The organism is Falsirhodobacter deserti (assembly GCF_004015795.1).
Taxonomy (GTDB): Bacteria; Pseudomonadota; Alphaproteobacteria; order Rhodobacterales; family Rhodobacteraceae; genus Falsirhodobacter; species Falsirhodobacter deserti.
The window spans coordinates 472,276-495,265 of the sequence record NZ_ML137218.1 but is presented as its reverse complement, the minus strand read 5'-3'; the positions used below and the strand labels follow the sequence as shown (position 1 = coordinate 495,265).

General features: G+C 64.9%; 23 protein-coding genes and 1 other RNA gene. 11 read left to right on the top strand and 13 right to left on the bottom strand.

Annotation, left to right across the window (positions count from 1 at the left end; all coding sequences use genetic code 11):
• Nucleotide 1: 1 nt before the first annotated feature.
• Nucleotides 2–853 (top strand): alpha/beta fold hydrolase, encoded by an 852-nt coding sequence (locus tag JX25_RS02505; RefSeq protein ID WP_128253538.1) that lies wholly within the window; start codon nt 2–4, stop codon nt 851–853.
• Here JX25_RS02505 and JX25_RS02500 read toward each other — a convergent pair.
• From JX25_RS02500 to JX25_RS02485, 4 genes are read right to left on the bottom strand one after another with little or no spacing between them, the layout of a single operon-like run.
• Nucleotides 837–1,562: a proteasome-type protease gene (locus tag JX25_RS02500; RefSeq protein ID WP_128253537.1), complete on the bottom strand. Its 726-nt coding sequence runs from the start codon at nt 1,560–1,562 to the stop codon at nt 837–839. The two genes, JX25_RS02505 and JX25_RS02500, sit on opposite strands and share 17 nt — an antisense overlap.
• A 28-nt stretch (nt 1,563–1,590) precedes the next feature.
• Nucleotides 1,591–2,388 (bottom strand): transglutaminase family protein, encoded by a 798-nt coding sequence (locus tag JX25_RS02495; protein WP_128253536.1) that lies wholly within the window; start codon nt 2,386–2,388, stop codon nt 1,591–1,593.
• Nucleotides 2,385–3,335, bottom strand: a complete 951-nt coding sequence (locus JX25_RS02490) for an alpha-E domain-containing protein (protein ID WP_128253535.1) — start codon at nt 3,333–3,335, stop codon at nt 2,385–2,387. The genes JX25_RS02495 and JX25_RS02490 overlap by 4 nt, the downstream gene beginning before the upstream one ends.
• Nucleotides 3,336–3,339: 4 nt before the next feature.
• The gene (locus tag JX25_RS02485) at nt 3,340–4,731 is read right to left on the bottom strand and encodes a circularly permuted type 2 ATP-grasp protein (protein WP_164876126.1); all 1,392 of its coding nucleotides are present in this window, start codon (nt 4,729–4,731) and stop codon (nt 3,340–3,342) included.
• 141 nt (nt 4,732–4,872) lie between these two features.
• Here JX25_RS02485 and JX25_RS02480 point away from each other — a divergent pair, with 141 nt between their 5' ends.
• Both JX25_RS02480 and JX25_RS02475 read left to right on the top strand, forming a co-directional pair.
• The gene (locus JX25_RS02480; RefSeq protein WP_421780000.1) at nt 4,873–5,889 is read left to right on the top strand and encodes a ligase-associated DNA damage response exonuclease; all 1,017 of its coding nucleotides are present in this window, start codon (nt 4,873–4,875) and stop codon (nt 5,887–5,889) included.
• Nucleotides 5,886–7,475 carry an ATP-dependent DNA ligase gene (locus JX25_RS02475; RefSeq protein ID WP_128253532.1) on the top strand — a complete coding sequence of 530 codons (1,590 nt, stop codon included), beginning with the start codon at nt 5,886–5,888 and terminating at the stop codon, nt 7,473–7,475. The genes JX25_RS02480 and JX25_RS02475 overlap by 4 nt, the downstream gene beginning before the upstream one ends.
• Here the strand turns inward: JX25_RS02475 and JX25_RS02470 are convergent, their stop codons facing one another.
• Nucleotides 7,476–8,279 (bottom strand): alpha/beta hydrolase, encoded by an 804-nt coding sequence (locus JX25_RS02470; protein WP_128253531.1) that lies wholly within the window; start codon nt 8,277–8,279, stop codon nt 7,476–7,478.
• A complete protein-coding gene (locus JX25_RS02465) occupies nt 8,266–8,997 on the bottom strand; it encodes an alpha/beta hydrolase (protein WP_128253530.1) in 732 nt (243 codons plus the stop codon). Before JX25_RS02465 ends, JX25_RS02470 begins: the two co-directional genes overlap by 14 nt.
• A 127-nt stretch (nt 8,998–9,124) precedes the next feature.
• On the opposite strand from JX25_RS02465, the gene thrS reads away from it, so the two are divergent.
• Nucleotides 9,125–11,065: a threonine--tRNA ligase gene (thrS, locus tag JX25_RS02460; protein WP_128253529.1), complete on the top strand. Its 1,941-nt coding sequence runs from the start codon at nt 9,125–9,127 to the stop codon at nt 11,063–11,065.
• A gap of 36 nt (nt 11,066–11,101) precedes the next feature.
• On the opposite strand, the gene JX25_RS02455 is transcribed toward thrS, so the two are convergent.
• The 4 genes from JX25_RS02455 to JX25_RS02440 all read right to left on the bottom strand — a co-directional run bounded on the left by JX25_RS02455 (nt 11,102) and on the right by JX25_RS02440 (nt 14,612).
• Nucleotides 11,102–11,950, bottom strand: coding sequence for an NUDIX domain-containing protein (locus tag JX25_RS02455; RefSeq protein ID WP_128253528.1), 849 nt, complete (start codon nt 11,948–11,950; stop codon nt 11,102–11,104).
• A complete protein-coding gene (locus JX25_RS02450; protein ID WP_128253527.1) occupies nt 11,947–13,158 on the bottom strand; it encodes an SAM-dependent methyltransferase in 1,212 nt (403 codons plus the stop codon). Before JX25_RS02450 ends, JX25_RS02455 begins: the two co-directional genes overlap by 4 nt.
• A 321-nt stretch (nt 13,159–13,479) precedes the next feature.
• Nucleotides 13,480–13,638, bottom strand: coding sequence for a deoxyribodipyrimidine photo-lyase (locus tag JX25_RS02445; protein ID WP_277750065.1), 159 nt, complete (start codon nt 13,636–13,638; stop codon nt 13,480–13,482).
• Nucleotides 13,635–14,612, bottom strand: coding sequence for an MDR family oxidoreductase (locus JX25_RS02440; RefSeq protein ID WP_128253526.1), 978 nt, complete (start codon nt 14,610–14,612; stop codon nt 13,635–13,637). Before JX25_RS02440 ends, JX25_RS02445 begins: the two co-directional genes overlap by 4 nt.
• Before the next feature lie 165 nt (nt 14,613–14,777).
• Between JX25_RS02440 and JX25_RS02435 the strand changes: the two genes are divergently transcribed.
• Nucleotides 14,778–15,827, top strand: coding sequence for an ABC transporter substrate-binding protein (locus tag JX25_RS02435; protein ID WP_128253525.1), 1,050 nt, complete (start codon nt 14,778–14,780; stop codon nt 15,825–15,827).
• On the opposite strand, the gene JX25_RS02430 is transcribed toward JX25_RS02435, so the two are convergent.
• Nucleotides 15,811–16,155 (bottom strand): DUF3140 domain-containing protein, encoded by a 345-nt coding sequence (locus tag JX25_RS02430; protein ID WP_338323017.1) that lies wholly within the window; start codon nt 16,153–16,155, stop codon nt 15,811–15,813. The two genes, JX25_RS02435 and JX25_RS02430, sit on opposite strands and share 17 nt — an antisense overlap.
• Nucleotides 16,156–16,202: 47 nt before the next feature.
• Between JX25_RS02430 and ssrA the strand changes: the two genes are divergently transcribed.
• The 6 genes from ssrA (at nt 16,203) to JX25_RS02400 (ending at nt 19,531) form a co-directional block, all read left to right on the top strand.
• Nucleotides 16,203–16,558, top strand: a transfer-messenger RNA (tmRNA) gene (gene ssrA, locus JX25_RS02425).
• Nucleotides 16,559–16,615: 57 nt separating this feature from the next.
• The gene (locus tag JX25_RS02420) at nt 16,616–17,071 is read left to right on the top strand and encodes an SspB family protein (protein WP_128253524.1); all 456 of its coding nucleotides are present in this window, start codon (nt 16,616–16,618) and stop codon (nt 17,069–17,071) included.
• Between the two features lie 77 nt (nt 17,072–17,148).
• Entirely contained in the window at nt 17,149–17,694 is a 546-nt protein-coding gene (locus tag JX25_RS02415) for a class I SAM-dependent methyltransferase (protein WP_128253523.1), read from the top strand.
• Nucleotides 17,695–17,745: 51 nt separating this feature from the next.
• Nucleotides 17,746–19,140 carry a class II fumarate hydratase gene (gene fumC / locus JX25_RS02410; RefSeq protein WP_128253522.1) on the top strand — a complete coding sequence of 465 codons (1,395 nt, stop codon included), beginning with the start codon at nt 17,746–17,748 and terminating at the stop codon, nt 19,138–19,140.
• Nucleotides 19,140–19,322: a DUF4169 family protein gene (locus JX25_RS02405; protein ID WP_128253521.1), complete on the top strand. Its 183-nt coding sequence runs from the start codon at nt 19,140–19,142 to the stop codon at nt 19,320–19,322. Before fumC ends, JX25_RS02405 begins: the two co-directional genes overlap by 1 nt.
• Entirely contained in the window at nt 19,319–19,531 is a 213-nt protein-coding gene (locus tag JX25_RS02400; RefSeq protein ID WP_128253520.1) for a ribbon-helix-helix domain-containing protein, read from the top strand. Before JX25_RS02405 ends, JX25_RS02400 begins: the two co-directional genes overlap by 4 nt.
• On the opposite strand, the gene JX25_RS02395 is transcribed toward JX25_RS02400, so the two are convergent.
• Both JX25_RS02395 and JX25_RS02390 read right to left on the bottom strand, forming a co-directional pair.
• The gene (locus JX25_RS02395; protein WP_128253519.1) at nt 19,528–20,274 is read right to left on the bottom strand and encodes a cytochrome c biogenesis CcdA family protein; all 747 of its coding nucleotides are present in this window, start codon (nt 20,272–20,274) and stop codon (nt 19,528–19,530) included. The two genes, JX25_RS02400 and JX25_RS02395, sit on opposite strands and share 4 nt — an antisense overlap.
• A 102-nt stretch (nt 20,275–20,376) precedes the next feature.
• Nucleotides 20,377–22,767, bottom strand: coding sequence for an Rne/Rng family ribonuclease (locus JX25_RS02390; protein ID WP_128253518.1), 2,391 nt, complete (start codon nt 22,765–22,767; stop codon nt 20,377–20,379).
• Between the last annotated feature and the right edge of the window lie 223 nt (nt 22,768–22,990).

Below are 22,990 nucleotides of genomic sequence, written 5' to 3'. Positions count from 1 at the left end.
GATGACTGCCCCCGACGGCAAGCGCATCCGCGCCCTGCGCCGCGAGGGCGGGCCCGACACCGTGCTGCTGCTTCAGGGGCGGACGGAATACATCGAGAAGTACGAGGGCGTTCTTGATGCGCTGGCCGCGCGCGGCTTTGCCACCGTCACTTTCGACTGGCGCGGACAGGGCGGTTCGGAACGGCAACTTCCCGATCCCATGATCGGGCATGTCGGGGGCTTCGGGGAATACCAGCTGGATCTTGCGGCGGTACAGCCCTTGTTAAGCGGGCGCGTGTTCCTGATCGCCCATTCGATGGGGGCCTGCATCGGGCTACGCTGGCTGATGAACGGCGCACCGGTTCAGGCCGCCGCCTTCAGCGCGCCGATGTGGGGGCTGCCGATGGGCGGCCTCATGCGGCCCGTGGCGCAGCTGGTGGCCGGTGGGTCGGGCCTTTTGAACCGTGCGCATCACCTTGTGCCCGGCATCAGCGCCACCCCCTATGTGCTGGAGGCCGCGTTCGAGGGGAACACCCTCACCTCTGATCCGGCAAGCTTTGCCCGCATGAAGGCCGAAGCACTGGCCCTGCCCGACCGTATGCTGGGCGGGCCAAGCCTTGGCTGGCTGAACGCCGCCCTGATGGAGATGCGGTTGCTGGCCCGCCTGCCCGCGCCGGCCCTTCCCGCCTTTGCCGCCGTGGGATCGCATGAACGCGTCATCGATCCCGCCCCGATCCGGCAGCGCATGGCCCGGTGGCCCGGCGCCGCCCTGACCGTGTTCGACGGGGCAGAGCATGAGATCCTGATGGAAAAGGCCGAAATCCGAGAGGCCTTTCTTGACGCGGCGGTGGCGCTGTTCAGACGTCGATCTTGACGAACGCCTCACGCAGCGCGTTCGACCATGCCTCGGACATCCGGCGGAAGGCGGGATCGCCGGCTTCGATGCGCTGCTCCTCGGTGATGCGGCAGGTATTCTTTTCGATCACCGCCATGTCCAGCGGCATCCCCACCGAAAGGTTGGACCGCAGCGTGGAATCCATCGACAGCAGCACCGCCTTCTTGGCATCCGCAAGCGAGGTGCCCGAATGCACCACGCGGTCAAGGATCGGCTTGCCGTACTTGTGCTCGCCTATCTGCAGGAATGGCGTATCCTCGGTTGCCTCGATGAAGTTGCCTTCGGGATAGATCAGGAACATCCGCAGCCCGCCGCCGCGCCGCTGCCCCGCCACGATCATGCTGGCCGAGGCAGACTGGCGCATCGATGCCAGCTTGTCGTCGATATCCGCGCGGACCGTAGCAAGCATGTTGCCGATAATTTCGGCCACCTTCAGCATGGTCGGCGCCTTCATGATGCAGTTTTCGCTGTCTGCGTCCGGCCCCGCCATTCGTTCGCGCAGGCGCGCGATGGTGGTCTGCGTGACCGAAAGCGATCCGGCGGTCATGATGGTGATGACACGTTCGCCCGGTTCCTCGAACACGAACATCTTGCGATAGGTCGCGATGTTATCCAGCCCCGCATTCGTGCGAGTATCCGACAGAAGGACGATGCCTTCGTTCAACAGCAGGCCAACGCAATAGGTCATGGTTTCGGATCCCTTTCGGGCCCGGACCCTACTGCTGCGACTGGCTTACCGCAACCGTGACGTCCAGAACCTCCCCACCGCCGCCGCGCGCCGATCCGCGGATGGGTGCGGCATCCTGCGCATCAAGGCCGGAGGCAAGGCGGATATACCGCGCATCCGGGCAGCACCCGTTCGCGGCATCGAACCCGATCCAGCCCAGCCCCGGAACATGCAGTTCCGCCCATGCATGGGCCGCATCCTGCACCCCCCCGGCCAGCAGATAGCCCGAAACATATCGCGCAGGAATGCCCGCATCGCGTGCGGCAGCGATCAGTGCGTGGGCATGATCCTGGCAAACGCCCTGCCGACGCTCCAGCGCCTCTGCCGCGGTGGTCTGGCTTTGCGTGGCACCCGGCGTCCACGCGATTGCTTTCGACACCACGCCGGAAAGATGATGCGCAGCCTGAAGCGGCTCCATCCCCTGCGCCTGGGCGGCAAGATTGCGCAAGGCGCTGTCCGCCCATGTCAGCGGCGTGTCGCGCAGATAGCAGGCCGTGGGGATTGTTTCCCGGTGGCCGCGCAGAACGCCCGCACAATCGCTGGTTTCCACCCGCCCCGTCACGCGCACCTCCACCGCAAGAACGGGGCCGGTCACCGACCAGCTTTCCACCACATCCCCCGCCCCGTCACGGAAACGGCCACCGCGAATTCCGTCCGAAACGCTTACATCCCAGTCCAGCACCCGCTGCCCCTCGCTGTCCGAAGGTGTCAGCCGATGGCTTTGCACCAGCCCCCGCACTGGCGCGTCATAGGCATAGCGGGTCACGTGTTCGACCGTCAGGATCATCGCACATCCCCCGTCAGGTAATCTTCCCAGACCTGGTGGGACAGCGCCGCGATCTCGGTGATGAAGCCGGTCAGGAACTCGTGCATGCCTTCCTCGAAGATCCCCTCGACCGATGTTTCCGACAGCGGCGCCAGCATCGCCTCCGCACGGACCTGCGCATCCATCTGGCGGCCATACCGGCTGGCCAGCCTGCCCAGCGCGGTGTTGATCGCCTCCACGCTGGCCCGCAAGGCGCGCGGATTTTCGGGGTTCAGGATCAGGAAATCGACGATCTTGCGCGCCGTGATGTCCCCGGCATAACTCCAGTGGAACGCGCGGTGCAGCGACAGCGCCCGCAGCAGCGTCATCCACTGGTAGTTATCAAGGCCCGAGCCGACGAATTCCACCCGTGGCAGCAGCACGTAATACTTCACGTCGATCAGCCGCGCCGTCGCATCGGCCCGTTCCATCGCATATCCGAGGTTCAGGAAATCATACCCGTCATTGCGCAGCAGCGTCGCCCCGATGGACCCGCGCACCAAGGCCGCCGTTCGCGTCACCCATTCGGTCAGCTGCGTCAGCTCCAGTTCCGACCGCGGGGTTCGTTCCAGCTGCTTCATTTCCTGAAAGGCGGTGTTCAGCACGTCCCAGACCTGCGTCGTCAGGGCGGCGCGGACAATGCGCGCATTCTCCCTCGCCTGCGTCAGGCAGGACACGACCGAAGAGGGGTTGTCGCGATCAAAGAACAGGAAGCTTTCGATGTTCCGCGCCACCGGCTCCCCGTATTTGCGGGCAAAACCTTCAGCGGTGCCCGAGGCCTGAAGCAGGCTGTCCCATTCGCTGCGATAGCCGTGAACGGAGGGCAGCAGCGAAATCCGCGCCCCCACTTCCAGAAGGCGGGCCATGTTCTCGGCCCGCTCAAGATAGCGGGCGGTCCAGAACAGCGTGTCGGCGGTCCGGCTCAGCATCGCATCACTCCGCCAATACCCATGTGTCCTTGACCCCGCCCCCCTGCGAGGAGTTTACGACAAGCGAACCTTCCGTCAGGGCGACCCGTGTCAGCCCGCCCGGCACCAGTTCGATCCGGTCGCCCACAAGGCAATAGGGGCGCAGATCCACATGGCGTGGTGCGATGCCATCTTCCACGAAGGTGGGGGTGGCCGAAAGCGCCAGCGTCGGCTGCGCGATATACTTGGCAGGATTCTCCTCGATCCGCGCCCGGAACCGCTCGATCTGGTCGGCGGTGGATTTCGGCCCCACCAGCATCCCGTATCCGCCCGAACCGTGGACTTCCTTCACCACCAGATCGCCGAGATGGGCCAGAACGTATTTCAGGTCATCTTGCAGGGCGCATTGCCATGTGGGCACGTTGTTCAGGATCGGCTCCTCGCCCAGATAGAAGCGGATCATCTCGGGCACAAAGGTATAAACGGCCTTGTCATCGGCCACGCCCGCACCGGGACAGGAACAGATGTTCACCCCGCCCGAACGGTACACATCCATCAGGCCGGCGATGCCCAGCATGCTGTCGGGCCGGAAACACAGCGGGTCGATGAAGGCATCGTCGATCCGGCGATAGATCACGTCCACGCGGCGGGGGCCTTCCGTTGTCCGCATCCAGACGAACTCCCCCTCCACGAACAGGTCCTGCCCTTCCACCAGTTCCACGCCCATCATGTCGGCCAGAAAACTGTGTTCGTAATAGGCAGAGTTGAAGTGCCCCGGTGTCAGCAGCACGACCGTCGGCTCCCCCTCGCATTTCAGCGGCGCGACCGAGGCAAGCGTGCGGCGCAGCAGCGCGGGATAGCTGTCCACAGGCTCGATCCGGTTCTCGCGGAACAGGTCGGGGAACATCCGCATCATGATCTCGCGGTTTTCCAGCATGTAGCTGACGCCCGAAGGGGTTCGGCAGTTATCCTCCAGCACGAAGAACTCGTCCCGGCCGGTGCGGACAATGTCGATCCCCACGATATGCGAATAAACCCCCTTCGGCGGCACGATGCCCACCACCGCCTTTTCAAAGGCTGCGTTGCGATAGACCAGATGGGCCGGGATCTTGCCGGCGCGGATGATCTCTCCCCGCCCATAGACATCCACCAGAAACGCGTTCAGGGCCCGCGCCCGCTGGCGGATGCCACGGTCCAGCCGCGCCCATTCATTTGCCGTGAACACGCGGGGAAACATGTCGAACGGGATCAGCCGGTCGGGATCGCCGCCCTCACCATACACGGCGAACGTGATGCCGATGCGGCGGAACAGCGCCTCTGCCTCGGCCTGCTTCATGTGGCGCAGGCCAGCGGGCAGGCTCCGTGTCCAGTCCTCCAGCCGCGCATAGGGGGCGCGGACGGCACCGTCGTCGAACATCTCGTTGAAACACGTGGTCACGCGGGTCGGCCCCTTTTTCCGTATCCTTTATGATCTGGCGCAGGGCGGGCCGAAGTCGAACGGGCCGCGCGGAAGATTTCACGCACTGGACCCGTTGGCCCCAGCGTCTATTTCCTGTGGATGGAGCCGGTCCTGACCTTCACCGATCGCGGCATCTTCTGCCCCGCGGGAAACTTCTTCATCGATCCGTGGCGTCCGGTGGATCGGGCGCTGATCACCCATGGCCATTCCGATCACGCCCGCGGTGGGCACGGGCAGTATCTGGCCACCGATGTGGCGATGCCCGTGATGCGCCACCGCCTTGGCGCGATCCGCGGCGACACCATCCGGTTCGGCGAAGCGCGTCGCATCAACGATGCCACCGTGTCCTTCCACCCTGCAGGTCATCTTCCGGGATCGGCCCAGATCCGGGTGGAGGTGGGGGGCGAGGTCTGGGTCGTGTCCGGCGATTACAAGACGGAGGCCGACGGGCTGTGCGAGCCGTTCGAACCTGTGCGCTGCCACGCCTTCATCAGCGAATGCACCTTCGGCCTGCCCGTGTTCAACTGGCGCCCGCAGGCCGAGGTAATGGCCGATGTGAACGCGTGGTGGGCCGCAAATGCGGCCGAGGGGAGAACGTCGATCCTCGGCGCCTATTCGCTGGGGAAGGCCCAGCGCCTTCTGGCGAATGTAGACGCCTCCATCGGCCCGATCCTGACACATGGCGCGGTGGAGGCGACGAACCGCGTGCTGCGCGGCCAGGGCATCCGCCTGCCCGAGACCCACTGGGCGGGGCCGGATGTCGGCGCGTCCACCCATCCCGGGGCGCTGGTCATCGCGCCCCCTTCGGCGCTGAACTCGGCTTGGGCCGCGCGGTTCAAGGGGGCATCGCAGGCCTTTGCTTCGGGCTGGATGGCGCTGCGGGGCGTGCGGCGGCGGCGCGGGCTGGCGCAGGGGTTTGTCATGTCCGATCATGCCGACTGGCAGGGCCTGAACGACGCCATTCGCGCCACGGGGGCGGAGAAGGTCTTCGTCACCCACGGCTATACCCAGGTGTTCCGCCGCTGGCTGGCCGAACAGGGCTATGACGCCGGCATAGTTGAAACGCAGTACGAGGGCGACGAGGCGGACGAACCGGATGTGGAGCTTCTGGAATGATCCGCTTCTTTGCCCTGTTCGACGCGCTGGACCGCACGACCAGAACGACTGCCAAGGTTGCCGCCCTTGCCGATTACTTCCGCGACGCTGCGGAGGAGGATCGCGTCTGGACCATCGCCCTTTTGTCCGGCCGCCGCCCGAAACGGGCGGTGAATTCCACCGAGTTGCGGACATGGGCGGCCGAAGTCGCGGGCATACCGCTGTGGCTGTTCGAGGAAGCCTATCCCGTCGTGGGTGATCTGGCCGAAACGATCTCTCTTGTCCTGCCGCCCGCCGCGCGGCGCGAGGATCGCCCGCTGGCTGCATGGATCACAGACCTGATCGCGCTGACCGGCCAGCCCGCCGACATCCGGCGCGCCGCGATCCTTGATGCGTGGGACAGGCTCGATACCGGCGAGCGGTTTCTTTACAACAAGCTGATCACCGGCGGCTTTCGCATGGGTGTGTCGCAGGGCCTGATGGTGCGCGCCCTGTCACAGGCGACGGGGGTGGAGGAGACGGAGCTGGCCCATCGCCTGATGGGCGACTGGCAGCCGCGCAACACATCATGGGACAGCCTGATCCGGTCCAACGATCCGGCTGCGGCGGGGGCGCGGCCCTATCCCTTTGCGCTTGCCTCTCCGCTGGATGATCCGGAAGCGCTGGGCAGCGTGGCCGACTGGCAGGCCGAATGGAAATGGGACGGCATCCGCGGCCAGATCATCCGCCGCGCCGGTGCCTTCGCCCTTTGGTCGCGCGGAGAGGAGCTGATCACCGACCGCTTTCCCGAATTTGCGACCCTGGCCGATTTCCTGCCCGAAGGCACCGTGATCGACGGCGAGGTGCTGGCCTGGGGCGATGCCCGCCCCCTGCCCTTTGCCAGCCTGCAAAAGCGGATCGGGCGGCTGAACGTCACGAAGGCACTGCTGAAGGATGCCCCCGCGCATCTTCTGGCCTATGACCTGCTGGAACAGGACGGGCAGGATCTGCGCGCCCTCCCCCTGTCCGATCGCCGCGCACGGCTGGAGGCGATGCTGGCCGCCCTGCCCGCCGCCGCGCCGATCGGGACTTCCCCCACCATCGCCTTTTCCGACTGGGCGGGTCTGGCCGCGATCCGCGCCAAGGCGCGCGAGGAACAGGCCGAGGGGCTGATGCTGAAGCGCCTGTCCTCCTCCTATCACATCGGGCGCAAGCGGGGGGATTGGTGGAAGTGGAAGCTGGACCCCTTCACCGTGGAGTGCGTGATGCTTTATGCGCAGTCGGGCAGCGGGCGGCGGGCGAACCTGTTCACCGACTTCACCTTTGCGGTGCGCGACGGCGACGCCCTTGTTCCCTTTACCAAGGCCTATTCCGGCCTGACGGATGCCGAATTTAACGAGATCACCCGCTGGGTCCGCCGCCACACGCTGGAAAAGTTCGGCCCTGTCCGGCGCGTCCCGCCCGAACTGGTTTTCGAGATCGCGTTCGAGGGGATACAGGCCTCCACCCGCCACAAATCCGGCATCGCGCTGCGCTTTCCCCGCATGGTCCGCTGGCGCCGCGACAAACCGGCGGAGGAAATCGACACCCTCGACAGCCTGAAAGAGTTGCTGGCGATGCATGGCTGATCAAAGCGTCCGCAGCCAGTCCGTGATCGCCTTCACCGCCCCATCGGTCTGCATCGGCGAAAGAACGTCACCAGCCAGGATGTGCCGCATCGGATCGTCCCGCCCCGTCAGAACCATCCGGTGCCGCGTGACCGGCCCGCCCCAACCCGCCGCCGCGCGGCGGATCGCTGCGGGGTCCACCACGCGGTCCGAATCCGACCACAGGAACAGCGCGGGGCATCGCGCCCGCCGCACATCCACCGGCTGGCGCATCAGGTCCACCAGCGGCCACAGCGCCCGCGTCGGATAGGTCAGCGTCCAGTGATCGGCATGCGCCGCACCCACAGGTTCGATCTGGCGCATCCGGCCCAGAACGCGCGGCCCCCAACCACGGATGCCCGGCAGGCGCATCACCCAAGCCACCCGCCGGTTCAGTGCGAAGTTGGGGGACATCAGGACAACCCCTGCCAGATCCTCGCCCCGCGCCGCCGCCATCGCCGCCAGCAACCCGCCGGTGGAGGTGCCGACCAGCACCACCCGCCGGCCAAGGCTGCGGCCCACGGCCAGCGCCTCGTCCAGATCGGCCAGCCACGCGTCGGCGGTGGCATTCGCCAGCGCCTCGCCATCCAGCCCGTGGCCCGCAAGCCGCGTCAGGAACAGGTTCGCGCCCATCGCCTGCGCGACGCGGCGGTGGACGGGATCGATTTCCCACTTGGTCGCGGAAAAGCCGTGCAGGTAAACCAGCGCCAGATCGGTCCGGTCGGCAAACCGAACGATCTCCTTCCCGTTTCCGGCCCCTTTTCCGGCAGGTTCATCCGGCCACATCGGCCACCATCTGACGGATCAGCGCAAGGCATTCCGGCGACGAAAAGCGATGATCCGCCCCCTTCACCAGCGTCAAGCGAATGTCGGACGCATCCGCATGATCCAGCAGCCGCATCGCGACCGAAACCGGCACCTCGGCATCCGCCGTGCCTTGCAACAGCCGGACGGGGAACGGCAAGGGCAGCGGATCGCGCAGGACAAGCCGGTTGCGCCCATCCTCGATCAGGCGGCGGGTGATCGGCGTCGGCTCGCCATATTGCGACGGCAAGGGAAACGCCCCTGCCATAACCTGCGCGCGCTGATCGTCCGTGAAGGCCGCCCACATCAGATCCTCGGTGAAATCGGGCGCGGCGGCGATGCCGACCAGACCCGCCACGCGTTCAGGCAGGGCACGGGCCAGTTGCAGCGCGATCCAGCCGCCCATGGACGATCCCACCAGCACGACGCGGCCCGACACCAGCGACAGGGCGGCACGGGCATCCTCGAACCAGTCGCCGATGGCCCCATCCTCGAATCGCCCCTCCGACACGCCGTGGCCCGAATAGTCGAAGCGCAGGAAGGTCCGGCCCTGCGCCTGCGCCCAGGCCTTCAGGTCAACGGCCTTCGTCCCCTCCATGTCCGACCGGAAGCCGCCCAGGAACACAACCGCGGGGCCCTCCCCAGATGTCAAGTCATACGCGATGCGGCGCCCTTGGGGCGTGGTCAGATACTGGGTCATGGTGCCTCCGGTTTTGGCGCAAGGTATCGCGGGGCGCAGTTGACTTTCCAGCCCCTGCCCGCGACAACCTGCCCATCAACCCGCAACCGGGCGTTCCGTGGGCGCCAGACCGACGAGGAGAGCCGACATGGCCCAAGTCACCCTCACCTTCCCTGATGGCAACAAGCGCGAATTCGCGCCCGGCGTGACGCCGGGCGAAGTGGCGACGGCCATTTCCACCAGCCTTGGCAAGAAGGCGATCTCGGCCACCGTGAACGGCGCCCATCACGACCTGCAATGGCCGATCGATGCGGATGCGACCATTGCCATCCACACGATGCAGGACAACGCCCAGGCGCTGGAGCTGATCCGCCACGATTTCGCCCATGTCATGGCCCGCGCCGTGCAGGAACTGTGGCCGGACGTGAAGGTGACCATCGGCCCTGTGCGCGATCAGGGCTGGTTCTATGACTTCGACCGGACCGAACCGTTCACCCCCGAGGATCTGGGCGCGATCGAAGCCAAGATGAAGCACATCATCAACGCCCGCGAACCCGTCCGCACCGAGGTTTGGGACCGCGAACGCGTGCGCGCCCATTACGAAGCGGCAGGCGAGCCGTTCAAGGTCGAACTGCTGGACCGCATTCCGGGCGACGAGCCGATCCGCATGTACTGGCACGGCGACTGGATGGACCTGTGCCGCGGCCCGCACCTGCAAAACACCGGGCAGCTTCCGGCGGATGCCTTCAAGTTGACCACCGTTGCGGGCGCGTATTGGCTGGGCGATGCGACGCGCCCCATGCTGCAGCGCATCTATGGCGTGGCCTTCAAGAACCGCGAGGATCTGAAGGCCCACCTGACCATGCTGGAAGAAGCCGCCAAGCGCGACCACCGCAAGCTGGGCCGCGAGATGGACCTGTTCCACATCCAGGAAGAAGCGCCGGGCATGGTGTTCTGGCATCCGAACGGCTGGCAGGTTTATCGCACGCTGGAAGATTACATGCGCGGGCGTCTGCGCAAGGCGGGGTATCAAGAGATCAAGACCCCGCAGGTCGTGGACCGCGTGCTGTGGGAAAAGTCCGGCCATTGGGAAGCCTACCGCGAGAACATGTTCATCGTGGAGGTGGACGAGGAAGGCGCCAAGGAAAAGCGCATCAACGCGCTGAAGCCGATGAACTGCCCCTGCCACGTCCAGGTCTATAACCACGGCATGAAGTCCTATCGCGACCTGCCGCTGCGCTTGGCAGAGTTCGGGTCGTGCCACCGCTATGAAAGCAGCGGCTCCATGCACGGGCTGATGCGGGTGCGCGGCTTCGTGCAGGACGACGCGCATATCTTCTGCACCGAGGACCAGATCGAATCCGAAACGGCAGCGTTCCTTGAACTGCTGTCGACGGTGTATCGCGATCTGGGCTTCCAGAAGTTCGACATCAAGCTGTCCACCCGTCCCGATGTGCGTGTCGGCTCCGACGCGATCTGGGACAAGTCCGAGGCCGCCCTTGCCAGCGCCATCGAAAAGGCCGGTTACAGCTATGAGGTGAATCCCGGCGACGGTGCCTTCTATGGCCCGAAGCTGGACTTCAAGCTGACGGACGCCATCGGGCGCGAATGGCAGTGCGGCACGCTGCAATGCGACTTTAACCTGCCCGACCGCCTTGGTGCCGAATATATCGGCGAGGATGGGGCCAAGCACATGCCGGTCATGCTGCACCGCGCCGTGCTCGGATCGTTCGAGCGGTTCCTTGGCATACTGCTGGAAAACTATTCCGGCAAGCTGCCCTTCTGGCTGGCCCCGCGGCAGGTGGTCGTCGCCTCCATCGTGTCGGATGCCGATGACTATGCGCGCGAGGTGGCCGAGGCGCTGAAGGCTGCAGGCGTGCGCGCCGAAACCGACCTGCGGAACGAAAAGATCAACTACAAGGTTCGCGAACATTCGGTCGGCAAGGTGCCGGTGATCCTTGCCGTGGGCATGCAAGAGGTGGAGCGGCGCACCGTTTCCGTCCGCCGCCTTGGCGAAACGCGAACCGAAAGCCAGGACTTCGCCGATATCGTGGACGTGCTGGGCACCGAAGCCCGCATCCCCTCCTGAACCGAAAGGGGCCGCCAATCTGGCGGCCCCTTTTCTTCAGGCGAGCAGCCGATCCCGTTCCCGCGCCAACCAATAGGCGGTGATCAGCAGCGGGGCGCTTTGAATCTCCCCCGCCGCCACCATCTCCATCAGGCGGGAAAACGGGATGAGGTGTCCGCGGATATCCTCGGCCTCGCCTTCCTCTCCGAAGACGCCCGCCGCATCGTCGGGCAGATCGCAGATCCCGACATAGGCGAAGACGAATTCCGCCTTGCCGCCGGGCGAGGGATAGAAGGCGTTTGCCAGATGCAGCACCCCGATCCCCAGCCCCGCCTCCTCCACCGCCTCGCGTCGGGCGGTGGTTTCCGGCGGCTCGTCCGGATCGATGCGGCCTGCGATCGGCTCCAGCAGCCACGGCTGCGGATCGTCGCGTCCCCACGGGCCGGCGCGCCATTGTTCCACCAGCAGCACGCGGTCACGCACCGGATCATAAGGCAGCACCGTCACCGCATCGCCCGAGATGAAGACGCCGCGATTGACGACATCGCTCATCGTGCCGTCGAACCGGCGATAGCGGATATCGTACTCCTCCACCGCGAAATAATTGGCATAGGGCTGGACGCGGCGCACCTCCTCCACATCGCCCGGCTCGGCATGGTGACGCAGGTTCGTGGGCGCGGCAGAGCCCTGGGCGCGGGCGCGGCTTCCGGCCGACATCTGCATCTGGGTCAGGCGGGCGCGGATCGCTGCGGCGGGGCGCTGGCCCATCAGGGCCATCACATCGCGCGTCAGGATGCGCCCCGCGGCATCATCGGCCACCTTTCCGCCCGTGGCTTCCTGAAAGAAGGCAATCCGCTCGGGGTCGTTGCCGATGATCGCACTCAGGCTTTCGGGAAGGCCGCTCATGCCGGGCGCGTCACGGTAACTTGCGTGACATCGCAGTTGCCGCACTGGAACGAACTGGCGCAGGCGGCAAGATAGAAGGTCCACATGCGGCGGAAGCGTTCGTCAAAGCCCATGGTCTGTATCTGGTCCCATTTCTGGTTGAAGGTTTCGTACCAGCGGCGCAGCGTTAACGAATAGCTTTGGCCGAATTCGTGCGATGCATCGAAACGCAGCCCCGCGCGGTCAACCTCGGCGCGCAGGGCCGAAGGCGAAGGCAGCATGCCGCCGGGAAAGATATATTTCTGGATGAAGTCCACGCCGTTGCGATAGGCTTCGAACCGCTTGTCGGCCACGGTGATGATCTGAAGCGCGGCGCTGCGGCCCGGCTTCAGCGCGTCGTGCACCTTGCCGAAATATATCGGCCAGTACTTCTCGCCCACCGCCTCGAACATCTCGATCGAAGCGATGCCGTCATAGCGCCCGACCTCGTCGCGGTAATCCTGAAGCTTCAGCGTTACGCGGTCCGACAGGCCCGCATCCGCGATGCGCCGTGCCGCGAATTCGTATTGCGAGGGGGAGATGGTCAGCCCCGTCACATGCAGCCCCCGCTCCTTTGCGGCGTATTCGGCGAACCCGCCCCAGCCGCAGCCTATTTCAAGCACGCGCTCTCCGGGCTGCACGTTCATCCTGTCCACCAGCGCGGCATATTTCTGGCGCTGCGCCTGTTCGGTGCTCTCCTGCCCCGTGATGAACAGGGCCGAGGAATAGGTCATCGTGTCGTCCAGCCACAGACGATAAAAGTCGTTGCCCAGATCATAGTGGTATTCGATGTTCTTGCGGGCCTGCATCCGGGTGTTGGACCGCAGCCAGTGACGTATCTTCTCGAAGGTGCGGATCAGCGCCTGACCGGGAAACCCGTCATAGATATGCTCGTTCTCGGTATGCAGCACGTCAAGGAAGGCCTGGATGTCGGGGGTGGACCATTGCCCTTCCAGATATGCATCGCAAAAGCCCAGATCGCCTTCGCGGATCAGGCGTGCGAACACCCCTGGGTCGTGGATCTCTATCCGCGCGGCGGGACCGGGCTTTGCACCCTCGGCCCGGAAAACCCGCCCGTCGGGAAGGACGACGTCAAGCCGCCCGTGATCCAGCTTTCGCGCCACCTCGAATACCGGCGCAAAATAGTTGGGCAGATCCTTCTGCCCGCTTGTCGATGTCAGAACCGTCATGCGTCTCTCCCATCCTTGCGGATGATGTGAGCGTGTTTTTCCCATGATCGCAAGGCTTAACCGTAGGATTTGATCCTTACGACAGGCTTGAAGCGCAGCCAGCGTCCGCTCCCACCCGTCGTTCAGGCCGTTCAGCGGTGCGGGGCGCGGGGCGTCCGCATCCGGCCCGTTGGCCAGCCACCTTGTGCGATAGCGGCCTGCACGGTCGAACTTTTCGTCTGCGTGGCAGGATTGAAGATCCGGAAATAGCGCGAGGCGTGAGGCCTGAGGTCTCGCGCAGGCGCATGTCATCGCTCGCCGTCACATGCCCGTCCGGCCCGTTCAGAAAGCGGCGAGGGGGGCTGCGCCGGTCGCCTCGGTTTCGGGATCAAGGATGAACATGGGAGTCAGCGGGCAGCACGCTTCATGGGCCGCCGCCGGTATGGGATTGTCCGCAAGGCGAAGATCGCCGCGGAACCGGAGAATAAGCGCGTCGGTCATGCGCGCAGATTCACCACGGTCCGCCCGCGCACACCGCCTTTCAAGATTTCCGCCCCAAGACGGGGAAGATCGGCAAGCGTCACCTCGGTGACAGTGCCGCGAACCTTGTCCATCGGCATGTCGGCCGCGATCCGGTTCCACACCCGCCGGCGCAGGTCTGCGGGGCACATCACGGAATCGATGCCCAGCAGGTTCACCCCCCGCAGAAGGAAGGGCACCACGCTGACGGAAAGCTCCGTCCCGCCCGCCAGCCCCACGGCCGCGACCGAGGCGCGATACCGCATCTGCCCCAGCACCCGCGCAAGCGTTGTTCCGCCCACATTGTCGATGCAGCCGGCCCATGCCTCGGGCTCCAGCGGTTTGGCGGCGGGTTCGGCGAATTCGGCGCGGGGCAGGATGCGTGCAGCGCCCAGATCCGTCAGGTAGGCGGCCGCGCCCTCGCGTCCGCTGACCGCCACCACCGGACGGCCCAGCGCCGCCAGCAGCGCCACCGCCACGGATCCCACACCGCCCGAGGCACCGGTCACCAGAACCTCCCCCTCGGCGATTCCGTGATCCTCCAGCGCCATCACGGCCATCATCGCGGTAAAGCCCGCCGTGCCAAGCGCCATCGCATCGCGGGTGGACAGATGATCCGGCAGCGGCACCAGCCAGTCGCCCTTCACGCGGGCGCGGGTGGCATAGCCGCCCCAATGCAGTTCCCCGACGCGCCAGCCGGTCAGGACCACCCGGTCCCCCGGTGCGAAACGCGGATCGTCCGACGCGGCAACGGTGCCGGAAAAGTCGATCCCCGGCACATGCGGGAAATCCCGCACCATCCCGCCCTGCCGGTTCAGGATCAGCCCGTCCTTGTAGTTCAGGTCGGACCATTCCAGATCGACGGTCACATCGCCTTTGGGCAGCAGCGCCTCGTCAAGTTCGCGAAGGGCGGTCGGGCCGTCCCTTTCCATCACCAATGCGCGAAACGATGTCATCCTGCCCCCATCCAATGTTGCCGAACAGATAGTGGAAGCCGCGGGCGTGCCAAGGCTGCGGAAGGTTTGTGCAAATGCCTTGCCGTCGCCCAATCCGGCCTTGCCGCCGCAAGGCACCGACCTGTAACATCCGCCCATACCCACGCCCTTTCCGGAGGATCCCGCATGACCCCGCTCAAGACGCTTCTTGGCGCCGCCTCGGCCACTGCGCTTGCCCTGCCCGCCCTTGCCGCCGATCGCGACCTGATCGCGCTGGACTGGGCGGGTTTCGATATCCCCGAACTGGTGCAGGGTTACCTTGACCAGCATGGCGATGCGCCGACCTATTCGCTGTTCGGCGATGATGACGAAGCCTTCCAGAAGGTCGCCTCCGGCTTTCGAGCCGATATCGGCCATCCTTGTTCGCAGATGGTCTCGCGGTATCGCGATGCCGGCCTGATCGAGCCGTGGGATGTCAGCCGCATCCCGGCCTATGACCAGATCGACCAGCGGTTCAAGGACTCCTCCATCTTCGCTGATGACGCGGGTGTGTGGTTCATCCCGACCGATTACGCCTATACCGCCATTGCCTACAATCCCGACACGGTGCCGGAAGAAGACGTGCAAAGCGTGCAGGTCTTTGCCAATCCGAAATATGCGGGCCGCATCTCTTTGCCCGACAACACCGATGACATCTGGGCGCTGGCCTATATCGCAACGGGCGTCACCGATTGGACGCAGGCGACCGACGAACAGTTCGAAGCCGCCGCGCAATGGCTGCGCGACGTGCATCCGAACGTCGTCGCCTATTGGGCCGACCCTGCCGAGCTGACGCAGCTGATGGCAGGCGGTCAGGTGCAGGTTGCGTGGTCGTGGAACGATGGCGTGGCGCTGATGCAGGAAGACGGCTTCCCCATCGCCTTCAACCGTCAGGCGGAGGAAGGCGCATCCTCGTTCTTCTGCGGCTATGTCAACTTCAAGGACGGGCCGGGCAACGAAGACAAGGCCTATGACTTCATGAACGCGTGGCTGGCACCGGAATCCGCGCAGGTTCTGGTGGACAATATCGGCTATGCCCACACCAACGATGCCGGCATGGCCGAGGTGTCGGAAGAGGATCTGAAGGCCGCCTATCTGGATCCGGTGGATGCCCCCATGCTGGCGCAAACCCCGCTGGACAGCCAGATGCGCGACCGCATGGTCCAGACTTTCGAGGAGATCAAGGCAGGCTTCTGATCAAGTCACCGGATCGTGGCCCCAGTTCATCAGGGAAAAGCGCCCGTCGCTCTGTTCCTTGTCCTTCTGGGGCCCGCCCTGCGCCCCCGTGGCGTTTGATATGGCCGCCCACCCGGGCCATGTGCGCCCAGTTGTCATCGGTCATCCCCGTTTTCTTCTTGCCCTTGATTGCGATGATGTGGCGGCCAGACTGGTGGCCGGTGCTTTCACCCTCTCCGCGCGTGTCGCCGCCGCCTTTGCCGTTACCGGTTTCCCGCCAGTCGCCCAGTTCGGGCGGGCCATGTTCACCAGCCGCTGCCGTTCTTGCCATGGCTCGTGACTTGGCCATCGGCCACTCCCTTGGCGGAGCAAGCCGTTGGAACGGGGCAGGTTCCGCCCCTTGCCGCGCGGCACACAGGGGCCTATATAGGGGCTGTTCGGGCTTGCCCGGACTATGGCGATAAACGCACCCGTAATAAGCGGATCGGACCCGGGGGCGGTACCCGGCGGCTCCACCATAGACTCCCTCGTTGGGGGCGGAGGGGGCCGAAACAGGATCGACGAACGTCTAAAGGGGCCAGCTTTCGCTCGGTGAGGTACCACCGTTATCGGTCCGAATTGTACAGTTGCCAACGACAACCGTGCTCCGATGGCCGTTGCTGCGTAAGCAGTAAAGGTTATCGAAACCTAAGTCCTTGCGCTTAGCCGCGTAAGGCGGGGCCCGCAGGAGCCTGGCAACAGAATCCTGCACCTCCCCTTCCCTTCGCTGGCCAACCGTTTATGCTGCTTCCAACACCCCGGAGGAGCGCATGGCCACCACGATCGACTACGGCACCCTGATGCATCGCGCGATGCGCACACTTATCCAGAACGTGCTGGAGGATGTCGCGCGTGACGGATTGCCGGGCGCGCATCATTTCTTCATCACCTTCGACACCAACCACCCCGAGGTGGAGATGGCGGACTGGCTTCGCGCCCGTTACCCCGAAGAGATGACGGTGGTGATCCAGCACTGGTTCGACAACCTGGTCGTGACGGATGAAGGTTTCACGATCACCCTGAACTTCGGCAACCAGCCCGAGCCGCTGGCCATTCCCTTTGACGCCATCCGCACCTTTGTCGATCCCTCGGTCGAATTCGGCCTGCGCTTTGAAACGCAGGACCAGGACGACGACGACGAGGAGGATGACGAGGAAGAGGAAACGCAGCCCGAACCGCCCCGCGGCGATGCCGAGATCGTCAGCCTGGACCAGTTCCGCAAATAGTCGCAGATCCGTTACGCATCCGGCATAGCCTGCTTCGCAAAAGCGGAGCGCGCGCGATGTCGGATATCGGTCTTTTCATGAAACAGCTGATCCTTCGCCCGCACGAGGTGGTGGCCCTTGCCCCCTCCTCGGACGATCTGGCGCGGGCGATGGTGGCGCATCTTTCGCCGCTGTCGGGGCGGGTGGTGGAATTCGGGGCGGGCACGGGCAAGCTGACCCGCGCAATCCTTGATCGCGGCATCCGCCCGCAGGATCTTACGGTGTTCGAAACGAACCCGGATTTCTGCGACCTGCTGCGCCGACGCTTCCCCGGCATCACCGTTCACTGCGCCAGCGCGGCAACCGCCTCGGGCACGGTCGAAGCAGGCATCGGGGCCGTCATTTCGGGCCTGCCCCTGCTTTCGATGACGGAAACGGTGCAGATGAACATCATCGGCAGTGCCTTTCGGATGCTGGCACCGGGCGCATCCTTCACGCAGTTCACCTATTCTTCGCGGGCGCCCATCGCCGAAGGCGTCGCGGCGGAACTTCTTTTGCGCTGCGAACGCGGCCCCAAGATCTGGGCCAACCTGCCGCCAGCCCGCATCTGGCAATATCGCCGTATGCAAAGGCATGCCGATTGATCTGACCGCCCGCTCGTCCTATCACGGGGGCGCAAGATCAGGAGGATGGCCATGACCGCGACCCGCACCGAGACCGACAGCTTCGGCCCGCTTGAAGTTCCCGCCGACAAGTACTGGGGCGCGCAAACGCAGCGCTCCATCCAGAACTTCCCGATCGGCTGGGAAAAACAGCCCGTCGCGATCATTCGCGCGCTTGGCGTCATCAAGAAGGCCTGTGCGCTGGTGAACAAGGCGCAGGGCGACATGGATGCCCAGCTGGCGGACGCCATCGCCGCCGCCGCGACCGAGGTGATCGAGGGCAAGTTCGACGACAACTTCCCGCTGGTCGTCTGGCAGACCGGTTCGGGCACCCAGTCCAACATGAACGCGAACGAGGTCATCTCCAACCGCGCGATCGAGATGCTGGGCGGCGAGAAAGGCTCCAAGAAGCCCGTCCACCCGAACGATCACTGCAACATGGGCCAGTCTTCCAACGATACCTTCCCCACCGCGATGCACGTCGCCATCGGCATGATGGCACGCGACACGCTGATCCCCGGCCTTGAAAAGCTGCACAAGGCGCTGGTCCAGAAGTCCGCGGAATTCAAGGACATCATCAAGATCGGCCGCACCCACACGCAGGATGCCACGCCCCTGACGCTGGGCCAGGAATTCGGCGGCTATGCCAAGCAGGTCGAAAAGGGGATCGAGCGGGTGAAGGCCTGCCTGCCCGACATCTATGAACTGGCGCAGGGCGGCACCGCCGTCGGCACCGGCCTGAACACCCGCGTGGGCTGGGACACCCGCGTTGCTGCGGAAATTGCGTCCATCACCGGGCTGCCCTTTGTCACCGCGCCCAACAAGTTCGAGGCATTGGCCGCGCATGATGCGATGGTCATGTTCTCGGGCGCGCTGAAGACGGTGGCTGCCTCGCTGTTCAAGATCGCAAACGACCTGCGGCTTCTGGGCTCCGGCCCCCGTTCGGGCCTGGGTGAGTTGATCCTGCCGGAGAACGAGCCGGGATCGTCGATCATGCCGGGCAAGGTGAACCCGACGCAGGCCGAGGCCCTGACCATGGTTTGCGCCCATGTCATGGGCAACGACGCGGCCGTGGGCTTTGCTGGGTCGCAGGGCCACTTCGAGCTGAACGTCTACAACCCCATGATGTCCTACAACGTGCTGCAATCCATGCAGCTGCTGGGCGATGCGGCGGGATCGTTCACCGACAACATGGTCGTGGGCACGCAGGCCAACACCGCGCGGATCGACAAGCTGATGAAGGAATCGCTGATGCTGGTCACGGCGCTGGCGCCGTCCATCGGCTATGACAACGCGACCAAGGTGGCCAAGACTGCGCACAAGAACGGCACCACCCTGCGCGAGGAGGCGATCAACCTCGGCCTTGTCGATGGTGAAACGTTCGACCGCGTCGTGCGGCCCGAAGACATGATCGGCCCGAAAGGCTGATGGCACAGATCGTCAACCTGCGCGCCGTTCGCAAAACGCGCGAGCGTGATGCAAAGCGCGCACAGGGCGACGCCAATGCAGCGAAGTTCGGCCTGACCAAGGCCGAACGTCACCGTCAGCAGGCAGAGGCCGAAAAGGCCCGCCGCACCCTTGACGGACATGAACGCGACGATGCTGAATGAACGGACCTGAGAAGCATTCGCTGACCCTGCACGGCCACCGCACATCCGTCACGCTGGAGCGGGAGTTCTGGCAGGCTTTCCGCAGCATCGCGCAAAATGAAGGCAAGGCCTTCAACCAGCTTGCCGCCGAGATCGACGAAACGCGGGGGGAGTCGAACCTCGCCTCGGCCATCCGCGTTTACGTGCTGCGCTGGTATCAGGCGCGTTAACCCAAGCGCCCAAGGACCGGCACGTTTTCCAGCAGGAAGAACGAAAACGCCGTGAACATGCCCGTCACAAGCGCAACGCCCACAATGATCAGCAGCACGCCCATCGCCTTTTCGATCACGCCCATCCACGGCTTCAGGCGGTTCATCACGCCGACGGCGCGGTTGATGAACAGGGCCGCCAGCAGGAAGGGCAGCCCGAGACCCAGCGCATAAACGCCCAGAAGCGCGGTGCCGCGCGTCACGTTCGCCTCGCTTGCGGCCAGTGACAGGATCGCGCCCAGCTGCGGGCCGATGCAGGGCGTCCAGCCAAAGGCGAAGGCCAGCCCCAGCACATAGGCACCAAGCGCCGAACCGCCGCGATCCCCTGCATCCACCCGCGCCTCGCGGTCAAGGATGGGAATGCGGAACAGGCCAAGAAAGTGCAGGCCGAAGACGATCACGACCAAGCCGGCGGCCTTTGTCATCAGCCCCTGGTATTGCAGCAGCAGCGATCCAAGCGCCGAAGCCGCCATTCCAAGAAACACGAACACGGTGGAAAGACCCAGCACGAAGAACAGCGCCGGCAGCAGGATGCGGCGGCGGCGCTGTCCGTTGATGTCGGACATGCTGATGCCGCCCATATAGGCCAGATAGGGTGGAACGATCGGCAGAACGCAGGGGCTCAGAAAGCTCAGGACGCCCGCAACCAGTGCGATCATCATCGCCGAGACCAGCCCGGCATCCATAACATCAAACCCGAACATGGCGCCTCCTTTTCCTGTCCGTACCATGACAGGCCCTTCTTCACGAGACGCCGCCCGTCACTTCATCGTGCGAAAAGGGCGCCCGAAGGCGCCCTTTCAGTATCAGGTGTTGACGGCCCACCAGCCGCGGCGCCGCTTGGGCGCCTCTTCGGCGGATTCCGGGGCGGGCGCGGGCGCAGCCACGGGTGCGGGCGCTTCGGCTGGCACAGCCTCGGCTTTCTTGCGGCTCCGCGTGCGCTTGGGCGTAGGGGCCTCGGCGGCCTCCTCGGCAACCGGCTCCGCCTTCTTGCGGGAACGGGTGCGCGGCTTGGGCGCTTCCTCTGCCGCAACCGCAGGCTCTTCGGCCTTTTTGCGGCTCCGCGTGCGTTTGGGCGCGGGGGCAGCTTCTTCGGCCACGGCTTCCGCAACCGCCTCCTGCTCTGCCTTCTTGCGCGTGCGCGTCCGGCGGCGGGGCGCTTCGGCAGCGGGTGCTTCCTCGGCAGCAGCCTCTACCGGCGCGGCTTCGGCTGCGGGCTCTTCCGCAACAGGTGCCGGCGCGGGTGCAGGCTCCGGTTCGACCGGCGCTGCCGCAACCTCTTCGGCGATGCTTTCACCGCCAGCCGTATCCTCGTCCGAGGCCACATCGCTCATCGCGGTTTCGGCGCCGTTGCCCTTCCGGCGGCGACGGCGGCGGCGCTTCTTGCGCGAAGGACCTTCACCCTCTTCTTCAACCGCTTCCGGCTGCGCCTCCACCTGCGCTTCTTCCTCCTCGACCGGCACCGGCAGGTCGAGGTCTTCCTCTTCCTCCACCAGATCGCCCATCAGCGAGGCATCGCCCGTCACGACCTGGCTTGCAGGCACGATGCGCGTTGCGGTGTTGAACTTCTCGATCGAATAGTCGGGCGAAACCAGATGCGGGTCCGCCTCGATCCGCACGGCCATGCCGTAACGCGTTTCGATCAGCGCAATATGCTCACGCTTGTTGTTCAGCAGGAAGTTGATGACGGCGACCGGCGCCTTCAGCAACACTTCCTTGGACCGCTTGCGCGTGCCCTCTTCCTCCAGCTGGCGCAGAACCTGCAGGGCAAGGCTGTCATCGGACCGGATCAGGCCCGTGCCGTGGCAATGCGCACAAGGCTGCGTGGTGGATTCCAGCATGCCCGGATGCAGGCGCTGGCGGCTCATCTCCATCAGGCCAAAGCCCGAAATGCGGCCCATCTGGATGCGCGCACGGTCGGTCTTCAGCTTTTCCTTCATCCGCTTTTCGACGGCGATGTTGTTCTTCCGCTCGTCCATGTCGATGAAGTCGATCACGATCAGGCCGGCCAGATCGCGCAGGCGAAGCTGGCGCGCCACCTCTTCGGCGGCTTCGAGGTTGGTCTTGAGCGCCGTTTCCTCGATCGAGCCTTCCTTGGTGGCCCGGCCGGAGTTGACGTCGATCGCAACCAGCGCCTCGGTCACGCCGATGACGATATAGCCGCCCGACTTCAGCTGAACGACCGGGTTGAACATGCCGCCCAGATAGCTTTCCACCTGATAGCGCGCGAACAGCGGCATCGGATCGGAATAGCGTTTCACCTGCCGTGCGTGATCGGGCATGATCATCCGCATGAAGTCCTTGGCGGTGCGATAGCCACCCTCGCCCTCCACCAGAACTTCCTCGATCTCGCGGTTGAACAGGTCGCGGATCGTGCGTTTGATCAGATCGCCTTCTTCATAGATCTGGGCCGGCGCGACGGATTTCAGCGTCAGCTCGCGGATCTGTTCCCAAAGGCGCATCAGGTATTCATAGTCGCGACGGATTTCCGGCTTCGTGCGCTTAGCACCCGCCGTGCGGATGATCAGGCCGGCGCCCTCCGGCACCTCCAGCTCTGCCGCGATTTCCTTCAGCTTCTTGCGGTCGGCGGCCTGCGTGATCTTGCGGGAAATCCCGCCGCCCCGCGCCGTGTTCGGCATCAGCACGCAGTACCGGCCCGCCAGCGACAGATAGGTCGTCAGCGCGGCACCCTTGTTGCCACGTTCTTCCTTGACAACCTGCACCAGCATGATCTGCCGGACCTTGATCACTTCCTGGATTTTGTAGCGGCGCGCACGCGGCTTGCGGGGCGCACGGATTTCGTCGCTCACATCCTCTTCGGCGACGGATTCGATCTCGTCCGAATCCTCGTCGTCGGAAGCGGTTTCCTCGGCCTCGGCCTGCTTCTTTTCTTCCTCGTCGTCACGGGCAAAGGCCCGCTCCTCGGCCAGCAGCGCCTCGCGGTCGGCGACGGGGATCTGGTAATAATCGGGGTGAATCTCGGCAAAGGCGAGGAAGCCGTGGCGGTTCCCGCCGTAATCGACAAAGGCCGCCTGAAGCGACGGTTCGACCCGCGTTACCTTTGCAAGATAGATGTTGCCAGAGATCTGGCGTCTGTTGACGGTTTCAAAGTCGAAATCCTCGACCTTGTTTCCGTCCACCACCACGACCCGGGTCTCCTCCGGGTGGGTGGCATCGATAAGCATTTTCTTGGCCATTGTTATCCATAGCGCCCAGACAGAGGCCCTGCCCGCGCAAGCGGGAATGGGGGCGGATCTGCAAGTGGCGGCTTGTAGGGGCGAGAATGCGCGGAGGACAAACGGACGGGGCGCCGCGGGGGCACCTCTCATCCTTTGTCGTCACTCCTGCGTCCATCGCGGTTCTGTCCCGGACGCATCGCGCGCCCTGTTGATCGACCCGCCGAAGCTTCGGTGGGTGAAT

Excerpts from the sequence above, each read along its gene's own strand:
- JX25_RS02505 (WP_128253538.1), top strand. The coding sequence starts at position 2 with ATGACTGCCCCCGACGGCAAGCGCATCCGCGCCCTGCGCCGCGAGGGC.
- JX25_RS02500 (WP_128253537.1), bottom strand. The coding sequence starts at position 1,562 with ATGACCTATTGCGTTGGCCTGCTGTTGAACGAAGGCATCGTCCTTCTG.
- JX25_RS02495 (WP_128253536.1), bottom strand. The coding sequence starts at position 2,388 with ATGATCCTGACGGTCGAACACGTGACCCGCTATGCCTATGACGCGCCA.
- JX25_RS02490 (WP_128253535.1), bottom strand. The coding sequence starts at position 3,335 with ATGCTGAGCCGGACCGCCGACACGCTGTTCTGGACCGCCCGCTATCTT.
- JX25_RS02485 (WP_164876126.1), bottom strand. The coding sequence starts at position 4,731 with ATGTTCGACGACGGTGCCGTCCGCGCCCCCTATGCGCGGCTGGAGGAC.
- JX25_RS02480 (WP_421780000.1), top strand. The coding sequence starts at position 4,873 with ATGGAGCCGGTCCTGACCTTCACCGATCGCGGCATCTTCTGCCCCGCG.
- JX25_RS02475 (WP_128253532.1), top strand. The coding sequence starts at position 5,886 with ATGATCCGCTTCTTTGCCCTGTTCGACGCGCTGGACCGCACGACCAGA.
- JX25_RS02470 (WP_128253531.1), bottom strand. The coding sequence starts at position 8,279 with ATGTGGCCGGATGAACCTGCCGGAAAAGGGGCCGGAAACGGGAAGGAG.
- JX25_RS02465 (WP_128253530.1), bottom strand. The coding sequence starts at position 8,997 with ATGACCCAGTATCTGACCACGCCCCAAGGGCGCCGCATCGCGTATGAC.
- thrS (WP_128253529.1), top strand. The coding sequence starts at position 9,125 with ATGGCCCAAGTCACCCTCACCTTCCCTGATGGCAACAAGCGCGAATTC.
- JX25_RS02455 (WP_128253528.1), bottom strand. The coding sequence starts at position 11,950 with ATGAGCGGCCTTCCCGAAAGCCTGAGTGCGATCATCGGCAACGACCCC.
- JX25_RS02450 (WP_128253527.1), bottom strand. The coding sequence starts at position 13,158 with ATGACGGTTCTGACATCGACAAGCGGGCAGAAGGATCTGCCCAACTAT.
- JX25_RS02445 (WP_277750065.1), bottom strand. The coding sequence starts at position 13,638 with ATGACCGACGCGCTTATTCTCCGGTTCCGCGGCGATCTTCGCCTTGCG.
- JX25_RS02440 (WP_128253526.1), bottom strand. The coding sequence starts at position 14,612 with ATGACATCGTTTCGCGCATTGGTGATGGAAAGGGACGGCCCGACCGCC.
- JX25_RS02435 (WP_128253525.1), top strand. The coding sequence starts at position 14,778 with ATGACCCCGCTCAAGACGCTTCTTGGCGCCGCCTCGGCCACTGCGCTT.
- JX25_RS02430 (WP_338323017.1), bottom strand. The coding sequence starts at position 16,155 with ATGGCCAAGTCACGAGCCATGGCAAGAACGGCAGCGGCTGGTGAACAT.
- JX25_RS02420 (WP_128253524.1), top strand. The coding sequence starts at position 16,616 with ATGGCCACCACGATCGACTACGGCACCCTGATGCATCGCGCGATGCGC.
- JX25_RS02415 (WP_128253523.1), top strand. The coding sequence starts at position 17,149 with ATGAAACAGCTGATCCTTCGCCCGCACGAGGTGGTGGCCCTTGCCCCC.
- fumC (WP_128253522.1), top strand. The coding sequence starts at position 17,746 with ATGACCGCGACCCGCACCGAGACCGACAGCTTCGGCCCGCTTGAAGTT.
- JX25_RS02405 (WP_128253521.1), top strand. The coding sequence starts at position 19,140 with ATGGCACAGATCGTCAACCTGCGCGCCGTTCGCAAAACGCGCGAGCGT.
- JX25_RS02400 (WP_128253520.1), top strand. The coding sequence starts at position 19,319 with ATGAACGGACCTGAGAAGCATTCGCTGACCCTGCACGGCCACCGCACA.
- JX25_RS02395 (WP_128253519.1), bottom strand. The coding sequence starts at position 20,274 with ATGTTCGGGTTTGATGTTATGGATGCCGGGCTGGTCTCGGCGATGATG.
- JX25_RS02390 (WP_128253518.1), bottom strand. The coding sequence starts at position 22,767 with ATGGCCAAGAAAATGCTTATCGATGCCACCCACCCGGAGGAGACCCGG.